Source organism: Mesorhizobium sp. M2A.F.Ca.ET.042.01.1.1, assembly GCF_003997405.1.
Lineage (GTDB): Bacteria > Pseudomonadota > Alphaproteobacteria > Rhizobiales > Rhizobiaceae > Mesorhizobium.
Window position 1 is genome coordinate 1 of the sequence record NZ_RZRX01000133.1, and the last position, 17,071, is coordinate 17,071.

The following is a 17,071-nucleotide window of genomic DNA, read 5'->3' on the forward strand; positions in this document are numbered from 1 at the left end:
TCTCCAAGCTCGGCAGCAATCTTCTCGTCGTCCGCGCCGGCCGGCCGGCGCGCCCAGGCGGACCCGGCGGCCTCGATCAGGCCGTGCGGCCGCTCGCCGAAAAGGATGTCACCGCGCTCGTCGCGCATCTGAGCGGCGCGCGCGCCATCTCGCCCGCCTCGCAAAAACAGGTCCGCGTCATCTTCGGCACTGAAAGCCTGACCTCGGGATTCACCGGCACGGACAGCGCCTATCTCGACGCCCGCGACTGGAAGCTGGTGTCGGGACGGCCGTTCAGCGATTCTGAAACGCGCGCCGGCACCGGTGTCTGCCTGATCGGCGAGACGGTGCGCCAGCAATTCTTCGGCGCCGGCGATCCGGAGGGCGAGATCATCCGCGTCAACCGCACGTCCTGCAAGATCATCGGCCTGCTCGAGCCCAAGGGCTATACCGGCTTCGGCCAGGACCAGGACAATGTCGTGCTGATGCCGCTGCACGCCTATCAGCGGCGCATCGCCGGCAACCGGGACGTCGACAACATCTACATCGCTGCCGACGACCGCACGCCGACCAGCGAGTTGCAGCCGCGCGTCGAGGACATTTTGCGCGACACGCGCCGCATCACGCCGGACCGCGATCCCGACTTCGCCATCCGCGACATGACCCAGATCGCCGACGCCATGACCAGCGCCACGACCACCATGACCGGCATGCTGGGCGCCGTCGCCGGTGTCAGCCTCCTGGTCGGCGGCATCGGCATCATGAACATCATGCTGGTCTCGGTCACCGAGCGGACGCGCGAGATCGGCATCAGGCTGGCGATCGGCGCGCACGAAAAACACATCCTCATCCAGTTCCTGGTCGAGTCGACGGTGCTGTCGCTGCTCGGCGGCATTATCGGCATCCTGATCGGCCTGTCGCTGGCCGGCATGACCTCGATGGCGCTGACGATACCGTTCGCGCCGAGCCCCGCCGTCATCCTGCTGGCCGTCGGCTTCTCCGCGCTGATCGGCATGGTGTTCGGCTTTTTCCCGGCGCTGCGCGGCGCCCGCCTCGATCCGATCGACGCGCTGCGGCACGAATAGCACCCGGCATCGCTCGGCTCTGTTGCCGCAAATCCTGCGGTGATAAAGCGGTCTCCTGGGAAACCTTGAAGGGGACGGACGAGATGAGCAGGAAGGGGCGTGTGATCCTCGTGGCAATTGTCGTCGAGGCGTTCCTGGGCGGCATCTGGTGGTATCTGGCCCGCTTCGGTCTGGCCAATCCCGACCGCGTCGCGACCAATTTCCAGGAAGTCGTCGGCCAGACCATGGGCACGGCGATGGGCGCGCTCCTCGGCCTCTGCTTCATCCTGTTCTTCGTCGCGGCGCGTAATGACCGCAAGGCATTGCCGCAGAAAGAGCGGCTCTGAGCGCCGCGAGAGAATGGAGTCACCTGTCAAAACGGCAGCCGCGCGTTCTCCTTGACCTCCTTCATCACAAAGAAGGTCCTGGTTTGCCGGACGCCCGGCAACGCGATCAGCTTCTGGCCGTGCAGCTTGTTGAAATCCGCCATGTCGCGCACCCGTATCTTCAACAGATAGTCGAAGTCGCCGGCCACAAGATTACAATCCAGGACCTCCTTCAGCTTGAGGGCGGCCTCCTCGAAAGCCGCGAAACTTTCCGGTGTTGAGCGATCGAGCACGACGCCGACCATGACCAGCGCGCCGAGCCCGACCGCGGCGGGCGCGATCTCCGCCCTGACTCCGGTGATGTAGCCCTCCTCGAACAGGCGTTGCGTGCGCCGATGGCAGGTGGCGGCGCTGACATTCATGCGCGCTGCCAGCTCGGCATTGGTCAGCCGCCCCTCGGCCTGTAGGGCTCGCAGGATCTTGATGTCGATGCGGTCGAAAATATGGTCGGAAGATTCTTCCATTTTTATCGGTTCCAATGGACGATTAAATGAACCTTAGCGCACTTCTTTGCGGAAGTCCAAAAAGCAGCGGCTCTCTTCGAGAGCACCTTTCGCCGCAATTCATCTATTCTTTGCCTATCCAAACGAACACGGCGGGACGCAGGTCGATGTCACTTCTCGATAAATTTCAACGGTATCCACTGACCTTCGGCCCGACGCCGATCGAGCATCTGCCGCGTCTCAGCGCGGCGCTTGGCGGCAAGGTGCGGGTCTATGCAAAGCGTGATGACTGCAATTCCGGGCTGGCCATGGGAGGCAACAAATTGCGCAAGCTCGAATATATCGTGCCCGATGCGATCGCGTCGGGCGCCGACACGCTGGTGTCGATCGGCGGCGTGCAGTCGAACCACACGCGCATGGTCGCCGCGACGGCCGCCAAGATCGGTATGAAATGCGTGGTCATCCAGGAGAAATGGGTGCCGCACTACGATGCGGTCTACGACCGGGTCGGCAATATCCTGCTGACGCGCCTGATGGGAGCCGACAGCCGGCTCGTCGACGATGGTTTCGACATCGGCATTCGCAAGAGCTGGCAGGATGCGATCCAGTCGGTCAAGGATGCAGGCGGCAAGCCATACCCCATTCCTGCCGGCGCCTCGGTGCACAAGTTCGGCGGTCTGGGCTATGTCGGCTTCGCCGAGGAGGTGGCGAAACAGGAAGTCGAGCTCGGTTTCAAATTCGACTACATCATCGTCTGCGTCGTGACCGGCTCGACGCAGGCCGGCATGATCGTCGGCTTCGCCGCTCAAGATCGCGCCGACCGGGTGATCGGCATCGATGCCTCCGGCACGCCCGACCAGACCCGCGCCCAGGTCCGCCGAATCGTCGACGACACCGCCGCTCTCGTCGGGCTGGGCCGCGCCGTCCGTGAGGACGAAATCGTCATCAACCCCGACTATGCCCATCCCGCCTACGGCGTTCCATCGAACGAAACGAACGACGCGATCCGGCTGGCGGCCCGCACCGAGGCGATGATCACCGATCCGGTCTATGAGGGAAAGTCGATGCAGGGGCTGATCGACCTGACGAGGAAAGGCTTCTTTCCCGAGGGCGCGAGAATTCTCTATGCGCATCTCGGCGGCGCGCCGGCCATCAACGGTTACAGCTATTACTACAAGGACGACTGCGTTACGCGCAAAGGCGCGCCGCGTGACGACGCGTTGCCACCGCTCTTTCCATAGAGCGCACCCGCTGGCACTGATGCTACGCGTCAGGAAACCTTGTCGCTGCCATCGAAATGCCATTCGATCAGCGGCTTCATATGCCCCATCAGCCCGTCGGGCAAATCGGCGGCATGCCGGATGATGACCGGCCCTTCGATCTCCGGATCGGCCTCGGCGGCGACGAAGGCGCTGATGCGCCGCGCCAGTTCGTCGGCCGATTCGGCGACCCGGTAGCGGCGGAAGATCACCGTGCCGCTCGCCGTCGATAGCGCGTGATAGCGCTGTCCACGCTCGGCCGCCGAAAGATCGAGCCCTGTCTCCTCTCCCACCTCGCGGATCATGTTGAAGTCGATATCGACGAGCCCGTCGCGAAAATCGACCGGCTCGAACGAGCCGGCGGCGAAATAGACGCGGCCGGCATTGACCGTGTGAGCTCCCATCCGGATCGCCACCAGCGCGTTGTCGCCGGCGACCAGCATGGCATGCGCATAGGCGTGCTCGGCGCCGGAATTCTCGCGCCGCTTTCGCCACAGCATGAAGGTCGAATAATTGACCGCATGGCAGCGGCCGACGAGGCGGCTGTCCCGGTATACCAGTTCGGAGAGCAGCACCACCGTGCCGTCGAACAGCGCCGGTTTGGCGGCGATTTCCTGACGCCAGTTCTCGGCAATCGCTTCCGCATTGCTGACGGCGAAGGGGTGCGGCCCGGGATCGAGGCGGACGTCGATCGCATCGACCGGCAGGATGACGTTGCGGGGCAGATCGAAACTCAAAGGGTCACGCCATGTCCAATGTGATTGCCACGGGGCAATGGTCCGACGCTTTCGGCCTGTCCCAGCCGGCGCGCGGGAAACGCTCGACCTCCTGGCCCGCCGGGAAGATGGTGCGCCAGGGCTGGCCATTGCGGATGATGTCGGGCACGGCGGTCGCGTTCTTCGCCGCCAGGGCTTTCGACAGGAGGATGTAATCGAGCTGGCAAAGATGCCGCTCCTCCGGGCCGCGCGTGTGGTAGAAGCTCCAGCGATCCATCTCCGGCCGCCGCTCGACGACATTCTCGCAGAAGCCGCCGGCGGTCAGCACGCTGATCGAGGACTGGGCTTCATCGACGACCTCGAAGCGATAGCCGTCGAAGCTGTCGCCCTCGATCCTGACACGCTGCCGGTAATCGTTCATATCGCCGCAGATCGCCCAGCGCTTGTCGGCGGCATGGTCCTTGCCGAAACGCTCCTCGATGATGCGGCGCACGGCCTGCGCCTCGGCCATACGCAGCGGCATTGTCGCCTCGCGGCCGTCCAGCCCGTTGCGCGGCGAGCCCATTGACTTGAAATGCACGAGATAAAGTGTCAGCGGCACGCCGCCGACAGTGAGGTCGACCTCCAGGCAGTCCCGGCGAAAGATGCGATCGCTGGCCACATGTCCGAGCGCCGCAAGCTCCGGCGTGAAGAGGCCGAACCGCTCGAACGTGACATAGGCGTGGCTCGTCATGCGCACGAACTCGATCGGCTGGCCCTGCATGGTCTCGTTGCGCATCATCACCGCGACATCGATGCCGCGGGAGTCGTTGCCGGCCGTGGTGTATTTCTGGCGGTAGCCCTGCCCGATCATCTTGAACAGATAGCCATATTCGAACGCCTTCAGCGCCTCGATATTGTCGACCTCCTGCATGCAGATGATGTCCGCGCGGGTGGCCGCGATGGCGAGCGCCGTCAACTGGCGGGTGTCGTCGGACTGGGCGATCGCGCGGGCCTGCTCGAGGATCCGGTATTCCGCCTCGCTCTGGATGTCGAACAGCGCCAGCGTGCGGTCTTCATTGAGCTGGTTGCGATAGCCCGAGAAATCGAACCTGTTCATCAGGTTCTCGACATTGAAAGTGGCGAGGCGCAGCGACATGGCCGTGACCTTTGCGCGCAAGCGAGGCCGAAAACAAGAGCCGGGCGTATGCACGTCATGGTTGATGGAACCTTTCTGTTCATCCTCCGTTCAGACGAAAAGTTCCAACAATAGCCCATTTCCGGGGTGCTCTGGGCGTGGGGCCTTTACTCCTTGGAGAGTGAAATGAAACCGCTGTTATCTTCCTTCAGATCCGGGCTTTTGGCCTTGGGACTCGTTGCCGGCGTGACCGCGCCGTCGGTGGCCGGCCCGATCCTGCAGCCCGATTTCTCGACCGCCAGCAGCGCGGTGGCACCCACGATCGTCCCCGTCCGCGACAGTTGGGCTGGCGGCAACAACTACTCGCCGCAGATATATGACTGGCGCTGGCGGCGCGGCGGCGAGTGGCGCGGCCGCGATTTCAGACGCGACGGCAACCGGCACTTCTCCCGCAACTGGGACCGCAACTGGGACAGAGACAGGTGGAATGGCGATGGCGACTGGCGCTGGCGGCACCATCACCGCCGGCACTTCCGTGACAGCGACGCCGCGATCCTGGGGCTGGGCCTTGGCCTTGGCTTGGGCAGCTTGGCCTACAACAATTACTACGATCCTTACTATTATGACCCCTATCCGCGCTATGTTCAGCCGCGGCGCATTTACCGGACGGAGCGGCTTTCCAGGGCCCATGTCCAATGGTGCTACGACCGCTACCGGTCCTATCGGGCCTGGGACAACACGTTCCAGCCCAACTACGGCCCGCGCCGGCAGTGCATTTCGCCCTATATCTGAGCGGCCTGCTGGCACAGAAACGGCGCCCTTCGCGGCGCCGTTTTATTTTGCCGCAACCCTGTGCCGCGACCTTGATAACCCTAAATTCATCGGCGGCGCCTATTCATCCAGTCGGTGCTCGACATGCCGATTCGCAGCGAAAAATTCGCCAGAACGTACCCTGCAATGGCCGAAAACGAACTCAGAATCCAACGCCGCCAACGCGTCCTGAAGGGCGCGGCGATCTTGACCGGCATCAACAATTCCGAGGTGACGTGCACGGTACGCAACATGCATTCGAACGGTGCGGAGTTGAAAGTGCCGATCGACGCACGCGTGCCGGACGAATTCCTGCTCTATGTGCCGGTCGATGGCATCGGCTACAGGGCCGTGGTGCGCTGGCGCCGCGAGGACCGCATCGGCGTCGAGTTCACCGGCACCGAGCCCAAGCCACACTGGCACTACGGCTGAGCTGCGGCGGCACTGCCGTCAATCTCGCAACGAAAAGGCCGGCGGATCGATCCGCCGGCTTGCAGCTTCGCGGCCGGAAGCTTGATGACAATTCGCCCTGCCGAGTCAGCTGGTGCGGGTTTCGAGAACCGGAGCGGAGCGGACATAAAGTCCGTGAGCACCGGAAGCGCAGAAACCTGCGGCAGATGGCCGGCAGGGTAGAATTGGCGCGAGCTTCCTAGTTCTTGGCCTTGTCGACCAGCTTGTTCTTGGCGATCCACGGCATCATGGCGCGGAGTTTTGCTCCAACCTCTTCGATCTGGTGGCTGTCGTTGTTGCGGCGGATGCCCTTGAAGCGAGCTAGGCCAGCGCGGTATTCCTGCATCCACTCCGAGGTGAACTTGCCGGTCTGGATGTCCTTCAGAACGCGCTTCATCTCGGCCTTGGTGTCGGCGGTGATGATGCGCGGACCCGAGACATACTCGCCCCATTCGGCGGTGTTCGAGATCGAGTAGTTCATGTTGGCGATGCCGCCCTCATAGATCAGGTCGACGATCAGCTTCACCTCGTGCAGGCACTCGAAATAGGCCATTTCCGGCGCGTAACCGGCTTCCACCAGCGTCTCGAAGCCGGCGCGGATCAGCTCGACCAGACCGCCGCACAGCACAACTTGCTCACCGAACAGGTCGGTCTCGCATTCCTCGCGGAAGTTGGTCTCGATGATGCCGGAACGACCGCCGCCGACACCGCAGGCATAGGAGAGCGCGAGATCGAGCGCGTTGCCCGAAGCGTCCTGGTTGACGGCGACGAGGCACGGCACGCCGCCGCCCTTCTGGTATTCGCCGCGCACCGTGTGGCCCGGGCCCTTCGGCGCGATCATGACGACGTCGACCGAAGCCTTCGGCTCGATCAGGCCGAAATGCACGTTAAGCCCATGCGCGAAGGCGATCGCGGCGCCGTCGCGGATGTTCGGCGCGATCTCGTTTTTGTAGATGTCGGCCTGCAATTCGTCGGGCGTCGCCATCATCATCAGGTCGGCCCATTTGGCGGCGTCCGCCACGCTCATCACCTTGAGCCCGTCGGCCTCGACCTTCTTGGCGGTCGCCGAGCCGGCTTTCAGGCCGATGGCGATCTCCTTGACGCCGGAATCCTTGAGGTTGAGCGCATGCGCCCGGCCCTGGCTGCCATAGCCGATGATGGCGACCTTCTTGCCTTTGATGAGATTGAGATCGGCGTCACGATCGTAATAGACACGCATTTGCTGTTCCTTCCCTTTTGAAGATCAGAAGGCCATAGGCCCGGTTTTTGCTCCGAAGAGAGCGAGAAACTGTTGCGTCGCGCGGCGGGCATCGCCGCCGATCGTCGCCTCAGTCAATTCCACCCGGTCGCCGAGCAGCAGACGGATCTGCACGTCGCGGCCGACCAGGCCGAAAAAGGTCCGGAACGCCGTCTCGGCGTCCTCGAAATCGAGCAGCCCGGCTTGACGCCCTGCTTCAAGCACCGGCTTCAGCCGCCTGGCCAGCGCGAAGCGGCCATTCTGCAGCACAATGGCGCCGAGGTCATCCTTGCCGGAGCCGGCATGGCCGACCGCCACGCGGTTGAGCGCGATCGACGTATCGCTGGAGATCACTTTGAGCCAGTCGGAGGCGAAGCGTTGGAGGCTTGCCGTCAGTGACGCGAGGTCGAGTCCCTTGCGATCGACCGGCGCCACGCGCACCTTGGAGGCCTGCCACTGCACCGTAGCGTTGAGCAGTCCGTCGCGGTCGCCGAACCATTTGTAGAGCGTTTCCTTGGAGCAGCTCGCCCGCCGCGCCACCGCGGTCATGGTGAGGTTGTCGCCCTCTTCCACCAGCAGGCGGAGCGCCGCGTCCAGAACGGCCTGCTGGCGCTCCGTCAGCGTTTCGCTTGTGTCGATATCAGCGCCCGCCTGCAGCACGTTGTTTCCCGGTTTTCTGGCCGCCTAGAGGCGTACCGTACGTTACGGTTCGGCTTATTGCGCATTCCTGTTTCCAATGCAAGGGGTGCAGCGAAAAATGACCGGCGAAACTGCGAAGGGCTCGTCAGCTAATCGCTGGCCGGCGGATCGCGCAGCCGTCCGAGCAGGCTGGCCAATGTCTTCAGCTCCTGGGCTGAAAGCCTGCCGTCCATTCGGTCGGCAATGCAAGTGCCATAGACCGCCCAGATGCGGCGGCGCATCTCCCGGCCGCTTGCCGTGATGCGCACGGTCTGCCCGCGGCCATCGTCGGAGACGGGCAGCTTTTCGACCAAGCCATCCGCCTCCAGCCGGGCCAGCAGCCGTGAGACGCCGTACTGCGCCAGCAGCACGCGATCGATCAGCTCGAACGGCCTGAGCCCGCCCTCGCCCGCTTCGGCGAGTTCGTGCAGCACGTCGTACCAGGCGAGCGGCGGCAGGGCGTTTGCCTTCAGCGCGTCCTCGGTCCTCTCGACCAGTTGGCGCGAGACCCGCACGAGGCGCGCCCAGGCTGCAATCGCTTCTGGAGATGGCGACGTCTTCGTCATCGGCGCAGCCTAGTCGATAGATGCAACTGCATCAAGCTTGACAATCGATGCATTTGCATCCATATAGATGCAATTGCATTAACAAGGAACTTTCCGATGAAACATGAAATCTGCAAGATCGCCGACATTCCCCAGATCGGCAGCCTGATCGCGCCCTTCTTCGGTCGCGAGGTCCATGTCTGGCGCAGCGGCGAGCGCATCCGCGCGGCTGCCAATGTCTGCCTGCATTTCGGCGGACCGCTGGACTGCAAGGACGGCACGCTTGTCTGCCAATGGCACGGCGCGAAATTCGACATGGAAAGCGGCGAGCGTCTCGAAGGACCGGCGCCGAAAGGCTCGCGCCTGATGTTCCTGTCGACCCGCGTCGAGGATGGCGCGCTCAACTATGTCTGGGGAGAGTGAGATGACCGCAAGACTCACCCTCGTCAGCCATCACCTCTGCCCCTACGTCCAGCGCGGCACGATCGCGCTTGCCGAGAAAGATGTGCCTTTCGATCGGCTCTATGTCGACCTTGCCGACAAGCCTGTTTGGTTCAAAGCTGTCTCGCCGCTCGGCAGGGTGCCTCTGCTCCGCGTCCAACACGGCCAATCGGAGGAGGTGATTTTCGAATCCGCCGTCATCCTCGAATTCCTCGAGGAAACCGAGGCCAATCCCTTGCACCCTGCCGATCCGCTGGCGCGGGCCAGGCATCGCGCCTGGATCGAATTCGGCTCGGCCATCCTCAATGGCATAGGCCGCTTCTATTCCGCCGCCGACGAAGCTGCTTTCCTCCATGAAAGCAGAGTGCTGTCCGAAATGTTCGCTCGCGTGGAGGCGGAACTGCCGGCCAGGCAAAGCGGCCCATGGTTCGGCGGCGAGCGCTTCTCGCTGGTCGATGCCGTCTACGGGCCGATCTTCCGCTACTTCGACACCTTCGACCGCATCGGCGATTTCGGCATTCTGGATGGCAAGCCGCGCGTCCAGGCCTGGCGCGTGGCCTTGAGCAGGCGGCAATCGGTCAAGGAGGCGGTCGGCGCGGAGTATCCGCGGCGGCTGCATGCCTTCCTTCGGGCCAAGGGATCTTACCTATCCGGGATCATCCGGCGGCAGGCCACTGAAACTCCGCAAGCCCGATCCGCCTGAACGGGTCGATCACCGTTCCGGCGACCATGGCGGCGAGGAATTGCGGCCCCGGCGGCACACGCGCCAGCGCCGCCACCATGCGGTCACGGACAAAGGGCAAAGCCGCTGAGTCCGACTGGTAGAACGGCGTCAGCGACAGTGACAGCGCCTGGAACACGCGCACATGCCAACGGCGTGCGCTGGCATAAGTCGCTAGCGCGTCGTCGAGGCTGTCCGCCCGCGCCAGCGCATGGCCGAGGGCGGCGGCGTCGAGCAGCGCCATGTTCGCGCCTTGCCCGAGCTGCGGGCTGGTCGAATGCGCGGCATCGCCGATGACGGCAAGCCGCCGGCCTGCCGGCAGTGTCATCGTGTGGTGACCGTAACGGGCGAGCGAGAGCTGCTCGAAACTGTCGATCTGGCTGGTGAAAGCCTCGCACTCCGGCCAGACCGAAACCACTCTCGCCTTCCATGCTTCGAGCCCCTCGGCCTTTACCCGTTCGGCATCGGCCGGCTTGAGGCTCCAGAAGAAGGCCGCCATGTCTTGCGCGCCAGGCTCCGGCCGGCCGATCGGCAGCACGCCGACCATGATGCTTGCCTTGTCGTAGCGCTGCAGCAGCGCGCTTCTGTCAAAGCCGTCCCGCCAGCCGAGCGACGCCCAGAACGCGCCATAGGCCAGCGGTCGCGGCATGGCGGCATCGCCTAGACAGTGCCGCAGTTTCGAGCGCGCGCCGCTGGCGTCGACAATGAGGTCGAACGGCCCGAGCCGCTTGCCGTTGGCGCAGACCAGCGTCGCGCGCTCGGCCGTCTCCGGTGTCTCGACCTCGACATCGGTCTCGATCGCGATCGCTTCGCGCAAGGCGGCGCGATGGAGCACGCCGAACAGCGCCGCCCGATGGACCGCGAGGCCGAAGCGACGGCCGCGCCGCGCGTCGTAGCGGACTTCGAGCACCGTGCGCCCGGTCTGGGCATCGGTGCCGTGCAGCCGCTCGATACGGCTGCCGAGCGAAAGGATGTCGTCGAGCAGGCCGAGATCGGCGAGCACTGTCAGCCCGGTCGGCTGCAGGATGAGCCCGGAGCCGACAGGCTTCGGCGCGTCGAAGCGCTCGAAGATGGTGACCTTGTGCCCCGCCCGCTTGAGATAGAGCGCCGCGGCCAATCCGGCCGGCCCGGCGCCGGCAATCGCGATGTCGTAGGATCTGCTCATTGCCCGCCCAAGCCAAGCCGGCCGGACAATCTCCCAACACAGCAGTCAAATCAAGCTGGCGCTTTGACGCCTGTCAGGCTTGAGCCGCGTCGAAAGCGGCGCGTGCCTCGCGCACGGCGTCATGGTTGAGCTCGGCCCACTGGACCAGCATCTGCAGGGGCGCAAACATCGAGCGCCCGAGATCGGTCAGGCTGTATTCCACGCTCGGCGGCTTGGTGGGGAACACCTCGCGGTGCACATAGCCGTCGCGCTGTAGCTCGTAAAGCGTTTGCGTCAGCATGCGCTGCGAGATGTCGGGAACCAGCCGGCGCAGCTCACCGAAGCGGTAGGGCCTCTCCGCCAGCGCCATGACCAGCAGCGAGCTCCATTTGCCGCTGATGCCCTGGATCACGTCGCGGACCGGACAGTCGGCGAAATTGCCGCCGTTGGTCATGGCCTTATAGACCTCGAGCTTGGCTTTCAGATTGAAGATCTTGCTGTCCATCGCGACATCCGCTGGTCGAGTTCGGCCGGCCGGGGTGGTTCCCTCGCCGTGCCTACCTCCCGAAAAACTGCCTTCTTTACGGCCCGAGGTCAATTCCTATTTTAGTGCTGGTCTCTTTTTGAGACCACAATTTGATCCGCCTTCGACGCAATTTTTCAGGGACTCCCCCATGACCGAAACCCTTCTCGTCACCGGCGCTTCCGGCCAGCTCGGCCGAGCCGTCATCAATCACTTGCTGGAGGCGCAGAAAATTGCGCCCTCGAGCATCATCGCCGCCACCCGCAACCCCGAGAACCTCGCCGACCTTGCAGCGCGCGGCGTCGCCGTCAGGGCCGCCGACTTCAACGACAGCACCTCGCTGGAGAAGGCGTTCGCTGGCGCCGACCGGGTGCTGATCATCTCGACCGGCGACCTCGATCTGAAGACGGGCCGCCGGCTGAAGCAGCATGAGACGGCCGTGGCCGCGGCCAAGGCGGCAGGCGTTTCGCATCTGCTCTACACCTCGATGCCCAATCCCGAGCCGGGCTCGCCCGTGCTCTTTGCCGGCGATCACTACGGCACCGAGCAGGCCATCAAGGCGAGCGGCATCCCCTACACCATCTTCCGCAACGGCTGGTATCAGGAGAACCTGTTCATGTCGCTGCCGCACGCCATTTCGTCGGGCAAGTGGTACACGGCGGCCGCCGACGGGCGCATCGCCCACGGCGCGCGCGACGATATGGCCGCCGCCATTGCCGCCGGCCTCGCGTCCGGCTCCAAGGAAAGCCACATCTACACGCTGACCGGCCCGCAGGCCTACACCACGTACGAGATCGCAGCGCTGGTGAGCGAGGTGACCGGCAAGGCGCTGGAAGTCATCCAACTGCCGGACGGGGCGCTGACCGAAGGCGTCAAGGCGGCGGGCGTTCCCGAGGATTTCGCCCGCATCATCGTCTCCTTCGATGCCAACACGCGTGCCGGCCGCATCGCAGAGGTGACCGATGCCGTCGAAAAGCTCTCGGGACGCAAGCCCCGGACGCTGAAGCAGTTCCTCGAAGCGAACAAGACGGCCCTGCTCGGTTGAAAACCGGCGCGTCTGGGGAGTCGTCCCCCCGGGCGCGCTTCACTTCGACTTCTTGAGCAACCCAAGCCGGACCAGGCTTTCCGCAGTAGCAACCAGCGCCTCTTCCCGTGATCGCGGCGTCCAGCCAAGCAGGCGCATGGCCTTGGCGCTCGTCGCGTTCCTGGCTTTGCCCAGTTCCGACACGATCTGGGCCGCCTGCCCGTCGAATAGCCCGACGATCCGGACCAGCCAGTCCGGCACCACTCTTGTCGTAACCCGCGACGCCGCATTGCCGAGCCGCGCTTTCAGCGTCCGCGCGATCTCGAGCATCGTCATGAAATCGCCGCTGATGGCCAGGAACCGCTCCCCTTTGGCGGCAGGATTGGTCATGGCGCGCAGATGCAGGTCGGCGACGTCGCGCACATCGACGACGCCGAACACCATGCGCGGCAGTCCGGGCACCTCGCCATCCATCAGCCGCCTGATGAAATCCGTCGAGGTCGAATGATCCGGCCCCAGGACCGGCCCGAAGATGCCGACCGGATTGACCACTGCCAACTCCAGAGAACCGCCCTCGCGATCGATGAAATCCCACGCCGCCCGTTCGGCCAGCGTCTTCGACTTCACATAGGCGCTGACCTTTTCCGAAAGGTTGGTCCAGTTCTCCTCCGTGAAGGGCTTCTCGACGACCGGTGTCTGGCCATAGCCGACAGCGGCAAAGGAAGAGGTAAGCACGACACGTTCGACCCCGGCGTCGCGCGCGGCCCGCAGCACGCGCAATGCCCCTTCCCTGGCCGGGACGATCAGGTCGTCCTCATGCTTCGGCACGCCGGGCGGGAAAGGCGAAGCGACGTGAAGGACGTACCGGCATTCGGCAACCGCTTCGGGCCAGCCTTTGTCGCTCATCAGATCGGCATGCGCGAAGGAAAGCGCGTCGCCCGGCTCGGCGCCGCCGACCTTCAGCATCGCAAGAACATCGGCTTCGCGCCTGGCCGAGCGCACCGTGGTGCGCACGCGGTAGCCAGCGTTCAGAAGCGCAAGGATGCAATGAACGCCGAGAAAGCCGGACCCGCCGGTCACAAGCACCAAATCGCCGCTCATGCGCCGCCCCTTTAGCCACTGCTCCGGCCGATGCTGCGCAGTCTGTCAGATCGCGACCTGCGTGCCAATCTCCACCACGCGTCCGGTCGGGATCTGGAAATATTCCGTCGCGTCCGCCGCCGTCTTGGCCAAGCCGATGAACAGCCTGTCCTGCCAGATCGGCATGCCGGAATTGGGCGAAGCCTTCAGCGAGCGCCGCGACAGGAAGAAGGACGTCGTCATAATGTCGAACTTCCAGCCCTGCTTGCGGCAGATGGCCAAGGCGCGCGGAATGTTGGGCTGCTCCATATAGCCGAAGGTCAGCGTCACGCGCATGAACAGCTCGTTGACCGTCTCCAGCTTGACGCGTTCGCTGTCCGGCACCACCGGCTGCGGCGCGGTCACCACCGACAGGATGACGTTCTTCTCATGCAGCACCTTGTAGTGTTTCAGGCTGTGCATCAGTGCCGTCGGCGCGCTTAGCGGATCGCTGGTCAGGAACACCGCGGTGCCCGACACCAGCTGCGGCTTTTTCTTCAGAAGGTTCGACGCCAGGAAGTCGAGTGGGATCTCGTTGCGGCGCGTCTTGTCGAACAGGTAGCGGGTACCGCGGATCCAGGTCCACATGATCAGGCCCATCAGACAGGCGACCGTAATCGACACCCAGCCGCCCTCGACGATCTTGACGACATTGGCCGAGAAGAAACCGAGATCAATGACGCCGAAGAGCACCACCAGGGCCAGCGCGGTCGCAACCTGCCATTTCCACAGCCAGCGCATCACCACGAACAAAAGGATAGTCGTCATCAGCATCTCGCCGGTGACCGAAATGCCGTAGGCCGACGCAAGCGCGCTCGAGCTGCCGAAGCCGACGACCAGAAGCATCACGCCGAGCGCGACCAGAAGGTTGACCCTCGGCATATAGATCTGGCCGCTCTGCATCTCGGATGTGTGCTGCACCTCGATGCGCGGCAGAAGGTTGAGCTGCACCGCCTGCCTGGTCAGCGAGAAGGCACCGGAAATGACGGCCTGGCTGGCGATGACGGTGGCCGCGGTTGCAAGGCCGACCATCGGCATCAGCGCCCATTCGGGCAGCATCTGGAAGAACGGGTTGGTGGGCTTGCCGCCATGCGAGAGCACGAAGGCGCCTTGGCCGAAATAATTCAGCAGCAGGCACGGGAAGACGATTGCGAACCAAGCCATCACGATCGGCTTGCGGCCGAAATGGCCGAGGTCGACATAGAGAGCCTCCGCGCCGGTCACCGCCAGGAAGACCGCGCCGACGGTAACGAAGGCTCCGGTCGGTGTCGTGGCCAGGTAGTAGATCGCATAATATGGATTGATCGCCAGGAAAACCGACGGGTCGTCGACGATATGGTAGACACCGGCCGCGCCGATCGCCACGAACCATGTCGCTGTCACGGGCCCGAACACCGCCGCCACCTTGCCCGTGCCGAAGCGCTGCACGGCAAAAAGCACGGCCAGGATGACCAGCGTGATCGGAACCACGAAGGTATCGAGCGCCGGCGTGACGACTTCCAGGCCTTCGACAGCCGACAGCACCGAGATCGCCGGAGTGATGATCGAATCGCCAAAGAACAGCGCCGCGCCGCAAAGGCCGATCACCAGGATAAGCTTGGAACCCGGCGGGTAGGCGCTGCGCGCCAGCGCCATCAGCGACAGCGTGCCGCCCTCGCCCTTGTTGTCGGCCCTGAGCACGAAGGCGACATATTTGATCGTGACGATGATCGTCAGCGCCCAGACGATCAGCGACAGCACGCCGAGCACGTCATTGCGGGCAACCGAACTCGAAGACGCGTGCAGCGCCTCGCGAAAGGCGTAGATCGGGCTCGTGCCGATGTCGCCATAGACGACGCCCAGCGCGCCAAGCATGAGCACCTTGGTGCTGTGTTGCCGCTCGGTTTCGGCATGGCCCGAGCGTTCGAGGGATTCCGTTTCGCTGGCGTTGGCTAGCACCATGAACCCCACTTTACCGAATTCGTCACGCTGCGAGGCCACCGCGACGCGCGCGACACACCAAGACTGCCGAAACTACCCAAAGTCCCCTACCATCCGCAGGCCTTCAAGAACCGCCCGACCGTGCCGGCCATGCCATACTCCAGCGCATCGGCTGTCAACCCATGTCCGATCGATACTTCGGCCAATGCCGGGATGCGCCTGGCCAGCGCCGGCAGGTTCTCAACGGTCAGATCGTGGCCGGCATTGACGCCGAGCCCGGCCTTGAATGCGGCGTCGGCGGTTTTTCCCAGTCTTTCCAACTCTTTCGCCGCCTTTTCGGAATCGGAATGGAAACTTCCGTAGGGTCCGGTATAGAGCTCGATGCGGTCGGCGCCTGTATCGCGCGCCGCATTGACCCCGTCCGGATCCGCATCGGAAAACAGCGACACGCGGAACCCGCCCTTCTTCAACCGCTTGACGATCGGAGTGAGGAACGCCGCCTGGGCGATGAAGTTCCAGCCATGGTCGGAGGTGGCCTGCGCCGGGTCGTCCGGCACCAGCGTCACCTGCTCGGGCTGGTTCTTTTCGACCAGCGCCAGGAAATCCTCGGTCGGATAGCCCTCGATGTTGAATTCCGCCGTCGGGAATTCGTCGTCGATCAGAGCCCTGATCTCCGGCAGGTCGGAATGCCTTGTGTGCCGCTCGTCGGGCCTGGGATGCACCGTCAACCCATGCGCGCCGGCGGCAAGGGCAATGCGGCCAAGTCCGGTGACGCTCGGCCACGGCAGGTCGCGGCGGTTGCGCAGCATGGCGACGGCGTTGAGATTGACCGAAAGCTTGGCGGGCATGAGCTGGGGTCCAGTGGATCGGCGGGCATCTGTACCGCCTTTGACGGGAACAGATAGGGGGTTTCGCGTGTTCCAGGGGATAGTTGGAGGCTAAGATGAGGATTTGCCAGTGAATTTCCTCGAAGCCGTGCCGGCGATCCGTCGCATCGAGACCAACCGCGACGCGCTTTTCGCCATCGATGTCGTCGGCGATGTCTCGCCGGCCGATGCGGAAAACCTGTTCGGCCTGCTGGAAGCCGCCTACGCGCTGCATCCGAGGATCGATGTGCTGGTGCGGCTGACGGACGCGGAAAGCGTCGACTGGGCCAATATCAAGCAGGACACGCTCCGGCAGGGCGTGGCCGACGCGATGGAACATGTCGTGCGCTCCGCCGTCATCGGCGAGCCGAGTTGGGCTTCCCTTGTCGCCGGCGTCTTCCCGAAAACGCTGCCTTTCGAAGTCAGACGCTTCGATGTCGACGATGAGGAAGCCGCCTGGCAGTGGCTTGGCGCAAGGCCTACGGGCTAGTTCCTTAACACAGAAGTTTTGACCGGTTGGCTATGTGGCATGCCTTGGCGATTGGCCGAGACGCCTATCGCGGTCGTCATCCTCGGGCGGAGCAAGGAGCGAAGCGACGCGCGCAGACCCGAGGCTCCATGCCGTGACT

General features: G+C 64.0%; 20 protein-coding genes. 9 read left to right on the forward strand and 11 right to left on the reverse strand.

Going from position 1 to position 17,071, the window contains the following annotated elements:
- The coding region (locus EOA23_RS20120) for an ABC transporter permease (RefSeq protein ID WP_145966445.1) at positions 1-1,064 on the forward strand (1,064 nt) is incomplete at its 5' end.
- 83 nt (positions 1,065-1,147) lie between these two features.
- On the forward strand, positions 1,148-1,390 hold the full coding sequence (locus tag EOA23_RS20125) for a hypothetical protein (protein WP_127305434.1): 243 nt from the start codon (positions 1,148-1,150) through the stop codon (positions 1,388-1,390).
- Positions 1,391-1,416: 26 nt separating this feature from the next.
- Here EOA23_RS20125 and EOA23_RS20130 read toward each other — a convergent pair whose 3' ends face one another.
- Positions 1,417-1,893 (reverse strand): Lrp/AsnC ligand binding domain-containing protein, encoded by a 477-nt coding sequence (locus tag EOA23_RS20130; protein ID WP_127305435.1) that lies wholly within the window; start codon positions 1,891-1,893, stop codon positions 1,417-1,419.
- A gap of 146 nt (positions 1,894-2,039) precedes the next feature.
- Between EOA23_RS20130 and EOA23_RS20135 the strand changes: the two genes are divergently transcribed.
- Positions 2,040-3,113 (forward strand): 1-aminocyclopropane-1-carboxylate deaminase, encoded by a 1,074-nt coding sequence (locus tag EOA23_RS20135; protein WP_127305436.1) that lies wholly within the window; start codon positions 2,040-2,042, stop codon positions 3,111-3,113.
- Positions 3,114-3,142: 29 nt separating this feature from the next.
- Here the strand turns inward: EOA23_RS20135 and EOA23_RS20140 are convergent, their stop codons facing one another.
- Positions 3,143-3,868 carry a hypothetical protein gene (locus tag EOA23_RS20140; protein ID WP_127305437.1) on the reverse strand — a complete coding sequence of 242 codons (726 nt, stop codon included), beginning with the start codon at positions 3,866-3,868 and terminating at the stop codon, positions 3,143-3,145.
- A 4-nt stretch (positions 3,869-3,872) separates the two neighbouring features.
- Entirely contained in the window at positions 3,873-4,985 is a 1,113-nt protein-coding gene (locus EOA23_RS20145; protein ID WP_127305438.1) for an endonuclease/exonuclease/phosphatase family protein, read from the reverse strand.
- Between the two features lie 165 nt (positions 4,986-5,150).
- Here EOA23_RS20145 and EOA23_RS20150 point away from each other — a divergent pair, with 165 nt between their 5' ends.
- The gene (locus EOA23_RS20150) at positions 5,151-5,756 is read left to right on the forward strand and encodes a BA14K family protein (RefSeq protein ID WP_126060182.1); all 606 of its coding nucleotides are present in this window, start codon (positions 5,151-5,153) and stop codon (positions 5,754-5,756) included.
- 165 nt (positions 5,757-5,921) lie between these two features.
- A complete protein-coding gene (locus EOA23_RS20155; RefSeq protein ID WP_126060181.1) occupies positions 5,922-6,206 on the forward strand; it encodes a PilZ domain-containing protein in 285 nt (94 codons plus the stop codon).
- A gap of 217 nt (positions 6,207-6,423) precedes the next feature.
- On the opposite strand, the gene ilvC is transcribed toward EOA23_RS20155, so the two are convergent.
- The 3 genes from ilvC to EOA23_RS20170 form a co-directional block, all read right to left on the reverse strand.
- Positions 6,424-7,443 (reverse strand): ketol-acid reductoisomerase, encoded by a 1,020-nt coding sequence (gene ilvC / locus EOA23_RS20160; protein ID WP_042644009.1) that lies wholly within the window; start codon positions 7,441-7,443, stop codon positions 6,424-6,426.
- 24 nt (positions 7,444-7,467) lie between these two features.
- Positions 7,468-8,121 carry a TetR/AcrR family transcriptional regulator gene (locus EOA23_RS20165; protein ID WP_126060180.1) on the reverse strand — a complete coding sequence of 218 codons (654 nt, stop codon included), beginning with the start codon at positions 8,119-8,121 and terminating at the stop codon, positions 7,468-7,470.
- Positions 8,122-8,249: 128 nt separating this feature from the next.
- Positions 8,250-8,705, reverse strand: coding sequence for a MarR family winged helix-turn-helix transcriptional regulator (locus EOA23_RS20170; protein WP_127305439.1), 456 nt, complete (start codon positions 8,703-8,705; stop codon positions 8,250-8,252).
- 96 nt (positions 8,706-8,801) lie between these two features.
- On the opposite strand from EOA23_RS20170, the gene EOA23_RS20175 reads away from it, so the two are divergent.
- Positions 8,802-9,107, forward strand: coding sequence for a Rieske (2Fe-2S) protein (locus EOA23_RS20175; RefSeq protein WP_126060178.1), 306 nt, complete (start codon positions 8,802-8,804; stop codon positions 9,105-9,107).
- 1 nt (position 9,108) lies between these two features.
- Positions 9,109-9,828: a glutathione S-transferase family protein gene (locus tag EOA23_RS20180; protein ID WP_189341646.1), complete on the forward strand. Its 720-nt coding sequence runs from the start codon at positions 9,109-9,111 to the stop codon at positions 9,826-9,828.
- Here the strand turns inward: EOA23_RS20180 and EOA23_RS20185 are convergent.
- Together EOA23_RS20185 and EOA23_RS20190 are read right to left on the reverse strand one after the other, a co-directional pair.
- Positions 9,782-11,011 (reverse strand): NAD(P)/FAD-dependent oxidoreductase, encoded by a 1,230-nt coding sequence (locus EOA23_RS20185; RefSeq protein WP_127305440.1) that lies wholly within the window; start codon positions 11,009-11,011, stop codon positions 9,782-9,784. The genes EOA23_RS20180 and EOA23_RS20185 overlap by 47 nt on opposite strands.
- A 73-nt stretch (positions 11,012-11,084) precedes the next feature.
- Entirely contained in the window at positions 11,085-11,495 is a 411-nt protein-coding gene (locus EOA23_RS20190) for a helix-turn-helix domain-containing protein (RefSeq protein ID WP_126060175.1), read from the reverse strand.
- Positions 11,496-11,664: 169 nt separating this feature from the next.
- On the opposite strand from EOA23_RS20190, the gene EOA23_RS20195 reads away from it, so the two are divergent.
- Positions 11,665-12,558, forward strand: coding sequence for an SDR family oxidoreductase (locus EOA23_RS20195; protein WP_127305441.1), 894 nt, complete (start codon positions 11,665-11,667; stop codon positions 12,556-12,558).
- A 39-nt stretch (positions 12,559-12,597) separates the two neighbouring features.
- On the opposite strand, the gene EOA23_RS20200 is transcribed toward EOA23_RS20195, so the two are convergent.
- The 3 genes from EOA23_RS20200 to EOA23_RS20210 all read right to left on the reverse strand — a co-directional run bounded on the left by EOA23_RS20200 (position 12,598) and on the right by EOA23_RS20210 (position 16,424).
- Positions 12,598-13,638: an aldehyde reductase gene (locus EOA23_RS20200; RefSeq protein ID WP_127305442.1), complete on the reverse strand. Its 1,041-nt coding sequence runs from the start codon at positions 13,636-13,638 to the stop codon at positions 12,598-12,600.
- A gap of 45 nt (positions 13,639-13,683) precedes the next feature.
- Positions 13,684-15,597: a potassium transporter Kup gene (locus EOA23_RS20205; protein ID WP_127305443.1), complete on the reverse strand. Its 1,914-nt coding sequence runs from the start codon at positions 15,595-15,597 to the stop codon at positions 13,684-13,686.
- An 86-nt stretch (positions 15,598-15,683) separates the two neighbouring features.
- Positions 15,684-16,424 carry a pyridoxine 5'-phosphate synthase gene (locus EOA23_RS20210; RefSeq protein WP_127305444.1) on the reverse strand — a complete coding sequence of 247 codons (741 nt, stop codon included), beginning with the start codon at positions 16,422-16,424 and terminating at the stop codon, positions 15,684-15,686.
- A 109-nt stretch (positions 16,425-16,533) separates the two neighbouring features.
- On the opposite strand from EOA23_RS20210, the gene EOA23_RS20215 reads away from it, so the two are divergent.
- Positions 16,534-16,932, forward strand: a complete 399-nt coding sequence (locus EOA23_RS20215) for an STAS/SEC14 domain-containing protein (RefSeq protein WP_127305445.1) — start codon at positions 16,534-16,536, stop codon at positions 16,930-16,932.
- Positions 16,933-17,071: the final 139 nt, after the last annotated feature.